This is a genomic window from Microvirga yunnanensis, assembly GCF_025460875.1.
The window spans coordinates 36,099-48,112 of sequence record NZ_JAMXFI010000007.1; the positions used below are offsets into that span (position 1 = coordinate 36,099).

The window sequence follows — 12,014 nt, forward strand, 5'->3', positions numbered from 1 at the left end:
ATCGAGAGAACATGGTGAGGCCGCGTGCATTCCGCACGTTTCCTCTTTGGAGCCACTCTCGATGTTGACCCGACTGACCCGCGGCCTGATGGCCGTCGGCCTCACCCTGACCATCGCGGCCTGCGCCACGGCCCCGGCCGCCGACCTGACCCCGCCTCCCATGAAGCAGACCGACGCCAAGACCCAGCTCGAGAGCGGCCGCAAGTACTGATGCGATCAGCGGGATGGGCGCAAGGCCCATCCCGTCCGCTTGTTCAGACGCCCGCTTCCGCCGCGAAGATGCGGATGCCGAAGATGACCCACATGGCGGCGAGGATCAGCACGCCGACCACGAAGGCCATGAAGCGCTGGGACAGCTTGTTCGAGGTCGTGTGGATGGCCGCGTGAACCAGACGGCTCGTCACGAACATCCAGGACATGACCACGAACAGCATGTCCGCCTTGCGGGTGATGAGCGCCAGCACCACCAGCACATAGAACAGAACCGGAAGCTCGAACTGATTGTGGTACGAGTTCTGGATCTGAAGGATATGGCTCGGCCAGTTGCGCTCGCCCAGCGCAACGTCCTTCGCTTTCACGTCTCCAGCGCGAAGCCGCCCGACCCGGGACCGGCCGAGCCACAGGAGAAGCAGGAAGGTGAGCCCGACCTGGACGAGGGCGGGCAGGATGACGGCACTGATGCTCATGGGCGCTCACTCGACTGAAGCTTAGCTGCGAGTCGGGTAATTAGGGCTTTCCCGCGTGATCGTCACGTCGTGAACGTGGCTCTCGCGCAGGCCCGCGCTGGTGATGCGGATGAACCGGGCCTTTTCCTGGAATTCCGGCAGGGTCGCGGCGCCCACATAGCCCATGGAGGCGCGCAGGCCTCCGGTGAGCTGGTGCAGCACCGCGGAGACCGGGCCCTTGTAGGCCACCTGCCCCTCGATGCCCTCGGGAACGAGCTTGAGGGTGTCGCGGACCTCGGCCTGGAAGTAGCGGTCCGCCGAGCCGCGGGCCATGGCCCCGACCGATCCCATGCCGCGGTAGGACTTGTACGACCGGCCCTGGTAGAGAAAAACCTCGCCCGGGGTCTCGTCCGTGCCGGCGAGGAGCGATCCCACCATGGCGCAGGAGGCGCCGGCTGCGAGCGCCTTGGCGAGATCGCCCGAGAACTTGATGCCGCCGTCGGCGATCACCGGAACATCCGCCTGGGACGCCGCCTCGACCGCCTCCATGATGGCGGTGAGCTGGGGCACGCCGACGCCCGCCACGATCCGGGTGGTGCAGATGGAGCCGGGCCCGATGCCGACCTTGATCGCGTCGGCGCCGGCGTCGATCAGGGCCTGGGCTCCCTCCCGCGTCGCGACGTTGCCGGCCACGACCTGGACGGCATTGGAGAGTTTCTTCACGCGGGTGACGCTCTCCAGGACCTTGACGGAATGGCCATGGGCGGTGTCGACCACGACCACGTCGCAGCCCGCATCGATGAGGCGCTCGGCGCGCTCGAAGCCCTGCTCGCCGGTCGTGGTGGCGGCGGCCACGAGGAGACGGCCCTGGGCGTCCTTGGCCGCGTTGGGATAGGCGACCTGCTTCTCGATGTCCTTCACGGTGATCAGGCCGATGCACCGGTAATGGTCGTCGACGACCAGGAGCTTCTCGATGCGGAACTGATGCAGAAGGCGACGGGCCTCGTCCTGGCTCACGCCCTCGCGGACGGTGATCAGGCGGTCCTTGGTCATCAGCTCGGAGACCGGCTGGCCGGGATTGTTGGCGAAGCGCACGTCCCGGTTGGTCAGGATGCCGACGAGCTTGCCCTTGGTCCCGCCCGGTCCGCGCTCGACCACCGGAATGCCGGAAATGCCGTGATGCTTCATCATCGCGAGGGCATCGGCCAGGGTCTCGTCCGGATGGATCGTGATCGGGTTCATCACCATGCCCGACTCGTAGCGCTTGACCAGGCGGACCTGCTCGGCCTGCGCGTCCGGCTCCAGGTTGCGGTGGATCACGCCGAGGCCGCCGTTCTGGGCCATGGCGATGGCCATGCGGGCTTCCGTGACCGTGTCCATGGCGGACGCGATGATCGGCATGTTCAGGCGGATGGTCCGGGTCAGACGGGTCGCCACATCCACGTCGCCGGGCAGGACTTCGGAGCGGCCGGGCCGGAGGAGCACGTCATCGAAGGTCAGTCCTTCGATGAACTTATCGGCGAATGCAGAGGCCATGACCAACTCCTTCAAGGGTTCGGATATGAGAGAATAACGCTTTGGCGAGTTGGCACGGGTCCGTAGCACGGGCTTGTCAATTCGCAAAGGGTCGAAGAGGCGCTTCCCCCGTAGACCTGCTCTGCGCGATTTCGCTCTTTGCAACGGGGTTGCCGGGCGCTAGAGCATCCGACCCGAAAGTGGCGACCACTTTCGGGATCGATTCGATGCTCATTTTTTAAGCAGCGCATCGTTTCCGCGGAAAAATCGGATCCACTTTTCCGCACGATGCGCTAGGTCCTGCGAGTCATGCGTGAATCCCGCCTTCTCCCGCTGATCATCGCGACTGCCCTGTTCATGGAGAACACGGATTCGACCGTCATCTCCACGTCGCTGCCGATGATCGCGCAGAGCCTCGGGACGGATCCGATCGCCCTCAAGCTTGCCCTGACCTCCTATCTGGTGAGCCTTGCGATCTTCATCCCGATCTCCGGCTGGATGGCCGACAAGTACGGGGCCCGGACGATCTTCACCGCGGCCATCGGGGTCTTCATGGCGGGATCGCTCGCCTGCGCGGGCGCCAATTCCCTGGAATGGTTCGTCATCGCCCGGTTCATCCAGGGGGCCGGCGGCGCCATGATGGTTCCCGTGGGCCGCCTCGTTCTGCTGCGCAGCGTCGCCCGCAGCGAGGTGGTTCAGGCCCTCGCGACCCTGACGATCCCGGCCCTGGTCGGCCCCATCGTGGGCCCGCCGCTCGGTGGCTTCATCACCACCTATTTCCACTGGCGGTGGATCTTCTTCATCAACATCCCCATCGGGATCCTCGGCATCGTCCTGGCGACGATCTACGTGCCGAACATCAGGGAGGAGGACACGCCGCCCCTCGACGTGATCGGGTTCCTGCTCTCCGGCTTCGGGTTCGCCCTGCTCATGCTCGGCTTCGCCTCGGGCGGCCGGCATCTCATTCCGGCCGGGATCTCGACCGGCTGCGTGGTGATCGGCGCGATCTGCCTCGTCCTCTACGTCTTCCATGCCCGGCGGACCCCCTACCCGGTCCTGCAACTCAGGCTCCTGAAAATCCCGACTTTCCGCATCAGCGTGGTCGGCGGCTTCCTGTTCCGGGTCGGCATCGGGGCGATCCCGTTCCTGCTGCCGCTGATGCTCCAGGTGGGCTTCGGTCTCAGCCCGCTCGCGTCCGGATCGCTCACCTTCATCGCGGCGGTCGGCGCCCTGTTCATGAAGACCATGGCGAAACGCATCCTGGAGCGGACGGGGTTTCGCCGGCTCCTGATCGTCAACGCGTTCATCGGGGCGGCCTTCGTCGCCGCCAACGGCTTCTTCACCCCGGAGACGCCTCACTGGCTGATCATGATCATCCTGCTGGTCGGCGGCTGCTTCCGCTCGCTCCAGTTCACCAGCCTCAACGCCATCGGGTATGCGGAAATCTCCAACCGGGAGATGAGCTACGCCACGAGCCTGTCGAGCGCCCTCCAGCAGGTTTCGCTGAGCATCGGCGTCGCCTTCGGGGCCTTCGTGCTGGAGACGGCGGCCAGCCTCGACGGCGACGCCACGATCACGGCGGCGGATTTCGGCCCGGCGTTCTGGGCCGTCGCGACCGTGTCGGCTCTCGCCGGCTTCGTCTTCATCGGCCTGTCGCCGACCGCCGGCGCCGAGATGTCGGGACACAAGATTGTGAAGGAGAAACCTGCCTCCACGGGTCTCGGAGACGGTATGTCGGGACGCTAGGCCGCGCTACCTTCCGGTTGGGAATAAAGGCGCCGGACCAATCCGGCCCTTCGGGAGGCCCGCATGGATCAACGCATCATCGATCTCTACGACGACTTCACCCATGGCGGCATGAGCCGCCGCAACTTCCTCGACAAGCTCGCCGCCCTGGCCGGCAGTACCGCCGCCGCGACGACCCTCCTGTCGGTCCTGCAGAGCAACTACGCGCAGGCTCAGACCGTCGATGAGAGCGACCCGCGGATCACGACGGAAACCGTGGACATCCCGGGCGTCCCGGGGCTGAAGGGCTATCTCGTCAGGCCGAAGGACGCCACCGGCAAGCTGCCGACCGTGATCGTCATTCATGAGAACCGCGGGCTCAACCCGCACATCAAGGACGTGACCCGCCGGGTCGCCACCCAGGGCTTCGTGGCGCTCGGCCTCGACTGTCTCTCGCCCATGGGCGGGACCCCGGCCGACGAGGACAAAGGCCGCGAGATGATCGGCCAGTTGAAGCAGCCGGACGTGATCGCCTTCGGCAAGGCGGCCGTGGCCTATCTGAAAGGCCGCCCGGACAGCAACGGCAAGGTCGGAGCCATCGGCTTCTGCTGGGGCGGCGGCGCGGTGAACAACCTGGCGGTCAACGAGCCGGACCTCAATGCAGGCGTGGCGTATTACGGCGGACAGCCCAAGGCCGAGGACGTGCCGAGGATCAACGCCGCCATGATGCTGCATTACGGCGGACTGGACGAGCGCATCAATGCCGGCATTCCGGCCTACGAGGCGGCTCTGAAGCAGGCGGGCAAGACCTACGAGATCTACGTCTACGAGGGGGCCAACCACGCCTTCAACAACGATACCGGGGCCGCCCGCTACAACAAGGAAGCCGCCGACCTGGCCTGGAGCCGGACGATCGGTTTCCTGAAGAAGAGCCTGGCGTAAGCGTTCCCCTTCCCGTCATGGCCGGGCTTGTCCCGGCCATCCCGATCCTGAAGAACGCGGCGCCTCGATCGACCGGGACCACTGGCACAGGGCCCGTGATGACAGACGGGTCGCCCGATCAGTCCTCGAAGGCCTCGACCTGAACCCGCCTGCCGATCATGAAGGCATCGCCCACGAGGCGGAAAGGCGCGTCGTCCACCTCGGACTGGCGGGCGTTCAGCAACTCGTCGAAGCGTCGGTAGATCCCCTGATATTCCGCCGGCTCCTCCTGCACCACCTGCCGGCCGCCGATCTCCAGGCAGCTGCCGCCATGGGAGAGCTTGAGGCTCAGGCCCGCTTCCGTCTCGACCTCGATGTCCCAGGTCTGCGGTCCGGTCTGGCGCCAGTCGAACACGGCCTGCAGGTCCCCCTGTCCGTGGCTCATGGAGAACGTCAGATGGGCGGCGATCGGCGCGTCGCGGTTGGCCGGGAATTCGAGATCCGAAGCCTTGATGAAGACCGGCTCGGGCATGATGCGGGTGACGATGGAGAGCGCGTTGATGCCGGGATCGAACACGCCGAAGCCCCCCGGCTGCCAGATCCATTGCTGGCCCGGATGCCAGTGGCGCACGTCCTCCTTCCAGGTCACGAGAAGGCGCTTGATCGTCCATCCGGCGAGGGCCTTCTTGGCCTCCTCGACGGCCTTGTTGTACTGGGCATGCCAGGTGGTGAACACGACCTTCCCCACCTTGGCGGCGAGCTCCTTCAGGTCCTCGAGCTCGCTCAAGGTGGCGGCCGGCGGCTTTTCGAGCAGCACGCTCTTGCCCGCCAGGAGCGCCTCGCGGGCAATCTGGTGGCGGACCTGCGGCGGCGTGCAGATCGCCACCGCCTCCACTTCGGGGATCTTCAGGAGGTCCCGGTAATCCTGGAAGCTGTACTTCGCCTCGTCCGGCTGCAGCCCGCGCTGGCTCGCGACGGCCAGGAGCTCGAAGTCCGGGTTGGCCTTGATGACCGGCAGATGCTGATCCTGTGCGATCTTGCCGAGGCCGATAATGCCGATCTGGTGCGCTGCCATGGTCGTGTCCTTTGCGAAATCAGGCCCCGGGCAAGACCCGTCAGGCGGCGGGCGTCCCGTCGGCCCGCCCCCGGAAACCGGTCGCCATCACGTAGAGTTCCGCCGAGTCGGCACGGCTCGCCGCCGGCTTCACGTGGCGCACGACCGCGAAATCCCGCTTGAGATCGGCCAGCAGCTGGTTCTCGGTGCCCCCCTGGAACACCTTGGCCACGAAGGCGCCGCCCGGCGCCAGGATCTCGCGGGCGAAATAGATCGCCGCTTCCGCGAGGCCGATGATGCGCAGGTGATCGGTCTTCTTGTGGCCGGTGGTATTGGCCGCCATGTCCGACATGACGATGTCCGCCGGACCGCCGAGCATCTCGATCAGCCGGCCGGGAGCGCTCTCGTCCAGGAAGTCGAGCTGGATGAACTCGACGCCCGGCATGGGGTCGATCGGCAGAAGATCGATGCCGACCACCTTTCCCTTCGGGCCGACCTTCGTGGCGGCGATCTGCGACCAGCCGCCGGGCGCGGCGCCGAGGTCCACGATGCGCTGGCCGGGCTTGAGGAGATGGTACTTCTCGTCGATCTCCAGGAGCTTGAAGGCCGCGCGCGATCGATAGCCCTCGCGCTTCGCGCGCGCGACGTAAGGGTCGTTGAGCTGGCGTTCGAGCCACTTCTGCGAGGAAAGCGTCCGCTTGTGGGCGGTCTTCACGCGCTGCTTGAGATTGCGGGTCCCGGATCCCGCTTTGGCGCTCACCGCTGCCCCCCTCGCCACACGAAATCCTCTCGCATCATCTTCATCAGAATTCCTTCGCGCAATCCGCGATCCGCAATGCGCAGGCGCTCCGACGGGAATGCCCGCCGGATCGCTTCCAAGATGGCGCAGCCCGCGAGAACCAGATCGGCGCGCTCCCTGCCGATGCAGGGATTCTCGGCCCGCTGCGTGAAGTCCGAATGCAGCAGACGCTGCATCACTGTCGAGATCTCGCCGTTGCGCATCCACATTCCGTCGACGCGGCGCCGGTCGTAGCGCGCGAGTCCCAGATGAATGCCGCCGACCGTGGTGACGGTTCCCGAGGTCCCGAGGAGGTGGAAATGCCGGGCCCGTCCCGCCTGCGCCGCCACCAGGGCGAAATCGAGCAGAAGATCGGACACCTCTTCGACCATGCCCTCGAAGGTTTCCGGCGTCACATCGATGCCGCCCCAGCGCTCGGCCAGGGTCACGACGCCCACGGGAAGCGAATCCCAGGCGCGGATCCGCTTGCAGGGATCCGCGAAGGCATGCGGCGCCTGACCGTCGAGCCAGGCGATTTCCGTCGATCCGCCACCGATGTCGAACACGATGACGGAATGCGCCTTGGGATCGACCAGGGACGCGCATCCGGTCACGGCCAGATACGCTTCGGTCTTGCGGTCGACGATCTCGAGATCGAGGTCGAGTTCGTCGCGCACGCGCTCGATGAAGGACGGGCCGTTCTCGGCGAGACGGCACGCCTCCGTGGCGACGAGGCGCGCCCGCGTGACGTCCTTCGCGGCCATCTTCTCGCGGCACACGCGCAGGGCGTCGAGCGTACGGGCGATGGCGTCGTCACTGAGGCGGTTGCCGAGGCCGAGGCCTTCGCCGAGCCGGACGATGCGCGAGAACGCGTCGACGACGCGAAAGCCGAAATGGGCCGGTTCCGCAATGAGAAGGCGGCAATTGTTCGTGCCGAGATCGAGCGCGGCGTAGCTTTTCGAAGACCGCCGGCGCGTACCGGTCCGGGCCGGCGCGGGACGCTCCGCGACCAAGGAGGCGCCGTTTGCGGACCCGTTCAGCGGGTCCGCATGTCGGTCTCCTGGTTCTGCTGTCGCGTCCACTTTGACGGTCAAAACGAATCCCCGGGCGTCCCGATCGGACGCCGTATTCGATCAAGAGAGTAACCATCGCCGTGCGCTCCTGCCAAGGGCAGCCGCCGCAGATTGTACCCTACCCCTTCCGGGACGGTCAGAGCCGGAACTCCTTGAACCGATCCGTGAGTCCCTTCAGGACATCGGCTCCGACATTGGCGATGGCAACGCGCAGATGTCCTTCCTGACCGGGCCCGAAATAGCTCCCCGGCAGGCACAGGACCCCTCGCTCCGTCGCAAGCTTCTCCGCAACCTGCTGGGCCTTGGCCTGCGGGAACGGGTGACGCAGATACGCGAAATAGGCCCCGACCGACTCGATTTTCCATTCCGGCAGCGGCGCGAGCGCCTCCTGAAAAACCTGTGCACGCCGGTTGATCTCGGCCCGGTTGTCCTCGCGCCAGTCGCGCAGGGCGTCGATGGCCCAGGGCAGCCCAGCCTGGGCCGTCCGGGGCGCGCAGATCTGGATGCAGTCGAGTATCTTGGCGATCTGGTCGATGAGCGGGGCATCGGCCGTGATGGCTCCCGTGCGATGACCCGGGATCGCGTAGGATTTCGAGAAGGAATAGAGCTGGATCACCGTGTTGCGCCATTCCTCGCCAATGAACAGACCGTGCGCGCGGTTCATGCCCTGCGGCAGGAAGTCCCGATAAGTCTCGTCGATCACGAGATAAATGCCGCGTCTGGCGCAGAGCTGTGCGAAGCCTTCGATCACATGCGCGGGATAAACGGCGCCGGTGGGATTGTTGGGCGTGACGAGAACGATGGCCCGAACCGTCCCGTCGAGCAGGGGCTCCGCATCCTCCACCCGGGGCACGAACCCGTTCTCCGCCCGGCACGGCAGCGGGCGCGGCTCGATGCCGAGCATGTCGAGCGTCATCTGGTGGTTGAAGTACCAGGGCGTCGGCAGGAGCACCGCGTCGCCCTGGCGGGCGAGCAGCATCATGGCGGCGAAGAACGCCATGTTGCAGCCGGCGGTCACCGCCGTGTCCTGGGGCCCGATCCGGCCCTCGTACAAGCGGGAAAGATCCGCCGCGTAGGCCTGTCGCAGATCCGCGTCCCCATTGATCGGCCCATATTGCGAGCCGGCCGCAGAGCCCGCGGCAGCCCCCATCCGGGCGAGCAGCTCGGCATGGGGCGGATTGCCCGGGACGGCCTGCGACAGGTTGATCAGCGGACCCAGGGAGCCGTCATAGCGCTTCGTCCAGGCCTGAGCCTCGGGAATCGGCGGAGAGCCGACATCGGCGACGAGAGGGTTGATGGGGTTCGCGAGACCGCGGGTCATGAGGCCATCCGATTCCGACAAAAGAGAAAAGGGCAGGATGTCCGGTGAGGGTTCACCCAAACGTCCTGCCCTTCAAGACCTGATTGGTCCGCCTGCCTCCTCGGCCGGCGGATGCCGGCCACGAGGCCAGGAGCGAAGGATCAGTCCTTCGCACGCTCCACGTAGGAACCGTCTTCCGTCATGATCACGACGCGGGTGCCGGCCGTGATGTGGGGCGGCACCAGGGTGCGCACGCCGTTGGACAGCATGGCGGGCTTGTAGGACGACGACGCGGTCTGACCCTTGACCACCGGCTCCGTGTCGGTGATCTCGAGGGTGACGCGGGCCGGCAGCTCGATGGCGATGGCAACACCGTTATGGGTCGAGAGCATCACGGCCATGCCTTCCTGGAGATAGGCCTTCTGGTCGCCGATGATGTCCTCGGGCACGGTCACCTGGTCGTAGGTCTCCGGGTTCATGAAATGGAACCCCTCGCCGTCCTCGTAGAGGAAGGTGTGCTCGCGGTCCTCCACGAAGGCCCGCTCGACCTGCTCGGTGGTGCGGTAGCGCTCGGACACCTTCACGCCGTCGGAGATGCGGCGCATGTCGAGCTGGGTGACCGGCGTTCCCTTGCCGGGGTGGATATTCTGAGCGGTGAGAACCACATAGAGTCGGCCGTCGATGTCGACGACGTTGCCTTTGCGGAGCGTTGAGGCGATGACCTTCACGGGAAGCTTTCCTTGTGACAGATAGGGGCGCGTCATGAGGGTCGGGTCGCCGAGCCTTCAGGAGCACCGAAACCGGTTTTCCGAGCCGCAGTAGCCTATCTTCGCGAAAATCGCCAGTCCGACCTTGATGAGCCCTCTGGAATGGATCGACCCGTACCTTCCCCCTCTCCCTGGTGGACGCCCCACGTCCATGCGGACCGCCGGCCCTTCCTTCTGAGCAGGAACCGGATCCAGGCCGGCGTCCGGGCGTTCTTCGCCTCACGGGATTTCGTGGAAGTCGACACGGCCACGCTCCAGACCTCGCCGGGCAACGAGGCGCATCTTCACGCCTTCGTCACGGAGGCCGTCGGCCTCGACGGCTCGCGGGCGCCCCTTTACCTGCACACCTCTCCGGAATTCGCCTGCAAGAAGCTCCTGGCGGCCGGCGAGACCCGCATCGCCTGCTTCGCCCATGTCTACCGGAACCGGGAACGCGGCCCCCTGCATCATCCGGAATTCACCATGCTCGAATGGTACCGCGCAGGCGAAGGCTATGAGGCTCTCATGCGCGACTGCGTAGAGATCCTGCGCCTGGCGGCGGAAACCGCCGGCACCCGCACCCTCGCCTGGCGCGGCCGCGAGGCCGATCCGTTCCGTGAGCCGGAGCGCCTGAGCGTGGCCGAGGCGTTCGACCGCTTCGCCGGAATCGACCTCCTCGCCTCCATCGACGCGAGCGGCGCGACGGATCGGGACCACCTGGCCGCCGGCCTGAAGGCGGCGGGCATTCGGGTGGCCGGGGACGACACCTGGGCGGACCTGTTCAGCCGCGTCGTCGTGGAGCGTGTCGAGCCCCATCTCGGCCTCGGTCGCGCCACGATCCTGGACGAGTACCCGGTCGCGGAAGCGGCCCTCGCCCGCCCGAGCGCCCGCGACCGGCGGGTGGCGGAGCGGTTCGAGCTCTATGCCTGCGGGGTCGAACTCGCCAACGCTTTCGGCGAACTGACGGACGCGGCCGAGCAGCGGCGGCGCTTCGAGGCGGCAATGGCGGAAAAAATGCGAATCTACGGCGAGAGCTATCCGGTGGACGAGGATTTCCTGGCAGCGCTGGCCCGAATGCCCGAGGCGAGCGGCATTGCTCTTGGCTTCGACCGCCTCGTGATGCTCGCCACCGGGGCCGCGCGCATCGACCAGGTGCTCTGGGCGCCCGTGCCGGAGACGGGCCGTTGAACGCGATCCGCCCCATCCGCACCCCTGTCGAACTCACCGAGGCAGGCCTCGTCGGTCCGGACGAGCGCGCGGCGATCGAAGCCGTGGCCGAGCGCTACGCGATCGCGATCAGCCCCGCCATGGCCGCGCTGATCGACCGGGGCGATCCGCAGGACCCGATCGCCCGTCAGTTCGTGCCGGATGCAGCCGAACTGACGATCATGCCGGACGAGCGTGCCGATCCGATCGGCGATCTTTCGCACAGCCCCGTCGAAGGCATCGTTCACCGCTACCCGGACCGTGTTCTGCTCAAGGCCGTGCATGTCTGCCCGGTCTATTGCCGCTTCTGCTTCCGCCGCGAAATGGTCGGGCCCCAGGGGCTCGGCACCCTGTCGCCGGACGCCATGGACCGAGCCTTCGCCTATATCGCCGGCAACCCGGAGATCTGGGAGGTCATCCTGACCGGGGGAGATCCGCTGGTTCTGTCCCCTCGTCGTCTCACGGAGATCATGGAGCGGCTTTCCGCCATCGATCACGTGAAGATCGTTCGTTTCCATACCCGCGTGCCCGTGGTCGAGCCGGAGCGGGTCGACCAAGCCCTGATCGCGGCCCTGAAGGCGAGCAGCAAGACAACCTACGTGGCCCTTCACGCCAATCACCCGCGCGAGCTGACGGCCGAGGCCCGGGCCGCCTGCGCGCGGCTCGTCGATTCAGGCATCGTCATGATCAGCCAGTCCGTGCTGCTGAGAGGGGTCAACGACGATCCCGATACGCTCGCGGCCCTCATGCGCGCCTTCGTGGAGACGAGGGTAAAGCCCTATTACCTGCATCATCCGGACCTTGCCCCCGGGACGAGCCACTTCCGCCTGACGATCGAGGAAGGCCGGGCCCTCGTCGCCGGTCTGCGAGGTCGAATCTCGGGGCTGTGCCAGCCGACCTACATCCTCGACATCCCGGGCGGTCACGGCAAGGCGGTCATCGGTCCCGATGCGATCCAGGGCCGAGAGGGCTGCTACTCGGTCTCGGACTACAGGGGCCGCGAGCACACCTATCCGCCGGACCGATAACAT

Annotated in this window: 12 protein-coding genes; 5 read left to right on the forward strand and 7 right to left on the reverse strand. The window is 66.5% G+C overall.

Features of this window, described 5'->3' with window-relative positions; all coding sequences use genetic code 11:
* The first annotated feature begins 61 nt into the window (after positions 1 to 61).
* Complete coding sequence (locus NF876_RS05455; protein WP_262267836.1) at positions 62 to 211, forward strand: hypothetical protein; 150 nt, start codon at positions 62 to 64, stop codon at positions 209 to 211.
* Between the two features lie 43 nt (positions 212 to 254).
* Here NF876_RS05455 and NF876_RS05460 read toward each other — a convergent pair whose 3' ends face one another.
* Positions 255 to 686 carry an MAPEG family protein gene (locus NF876_RS05460; RefSeq protein WP_262267837.1) on the reverse strand — a complete coding sequence of 144 codons (432 nt, stop codon included), beginning with the start codon at positions 684 to 686 and terminating at the stop codon, positions 255 to 257.
* Between the two features lie 21 nt (positions 687 to 707).
* Positions 708 to 2,201: an IMP dehydrogenase gene (gene guaB / locus NF876_RS05465; protein ID WP_262267838.1), complete on the reverse strand. Its 1,494-nt coding sequence runs from the start codon at positions 2,199 to 2,201 to the stop codon at positions 708 to 710.
* A 288-nt stretch (positions 2,202 to 2,489) separates the two neighbouring features.
* Here guaB and NF876_RS05470 point away from each other — a divergent pair, with 288 nt between their 5' ends.
* Entirely contained in the window at positions 2,490 to 3,926 is a 1,437-nt protein-coding gene (locus NF876_RS05470; protein WP_262267839.1) for a DHA2 family efflux MFS transporter permease subunit, read from the forward strand.
* A gap of 63 nt (positions 3,927 to 3,989) precedes the next feature.
* Positions 3,990 to 4,847, forward strand: a complete 858-nt coding sequence (locus NF876_RS05475; RefSeq protein WP_262267840.1) for a dienelactone hydrolase family protein — start codon at positions 3,990 to 3,992, stop codon at positions 4,845 to 4,847.
* A gap of 118 nt (positions 4,848 to 4,965) precedes the next feature.
* On the opposite strand, the gene NF876_RS05480 is transcribed toward NF876_RS05475, so the two are convergent.
* The 5 genes from NF876_RS05480 to efp form a co-directional block, all read right to left on the reverse strand.
* Positions 4,966 to 5,901 carry a Gfo/Idh/MocA family protein gene (locus NF876_RS05480; RefSeq protein ID WP_262267841.1) on the reverse strand — a complete coding sequence of 312 codons (936 nt, stop codon included), beginning with the start codon at positions 5,899 to 5,901 and terminating at the stop codon, positions 4,966 to 4,968.
* Between the two features lie 40 nt (positions 5,902 to 5,941).
* Entirely contained in the window at positions 5,942 to 6,640 is a 699-nt protein-coding gene (locus NF876_RS05485; RefSeq protein ID WP_262267842.1) for an RlmE family RNA methyltransferase, read from the reverse strand.
* On the reverse strand, positions 6,637 to 7,752 hold the full coding sequence (locus tag NF876_RS05490) for a Ppx/GppA phosphatase family protein (protein WP_373371318.1): 1,116 nt from the start codon (positions 7,750 to 7,752) through the stop codon (positions 6,637 to 6,639). The genes NF876_RS05485 and NF876_RS05490 overlap by 4 nt, the downstream gene beginning before the upstream one ends.
* A gap of 115 nt (positions 7,753 to 7,867) precedes the next feature.
* A complete protein-coding gene (locus tag NF876_RS05495; RefSeq protein ID WP_262267843.1) occupies positions 7,868 to 9,052 on the reverse strand; it encodes an aminotransferase in 1,185 nt (394 codons plus the stop codon).
* A gap of 140 nt (positions 9,053 to 9,192) precedes the next feature.
* Complete coding sequence (gene efp / locus NF876_RS05500) at positions 9,193 to 9,795, reverse strand: elongation factor P (protein ID WP_262267844.1); 603 nt, start codon at positions 9,793 to 9,795, stop codon at positions 9,193 to 9,195.
* 105 nt (positions 9,796 to 9,900) lie between these two features.
* Here efp and epmA point away from each other — a divergent pair, with 105 nt between their 5' ends.
* Both epmA and NF876_RS05510 read left to right on the forward strand, forming a co-directional pair.
* Complete coding sequence (epmA, locus tag NF876_RS05505; protein ID WP_262267845.1) at positions 9,901 to 10,965, forward strand: EF-P lysine aminoacylase EpmA; 1,065 nt, start codon at positions 9,901 to 9,903, stop codon at positions 10,963 to 10,965.
* On the forward strand, positions 10,962 to 12,011 hold the full coding sequence (locus NF876_RS05510; RefSeq protein WP_262267846.1) for a lysine-2,3-aminomutase-like protein: 1,050 nt from the start codon (positions 10,962 to 10,964) through the stop codon (positions 12,009 to 12,011). The genes epmA and NF876_RS05510 overlap by 4 nt, the downstream gene beginning before the upstream one ends.
* Positions 12,012 to 12,014: the final 3 nt, after the last annotated feature.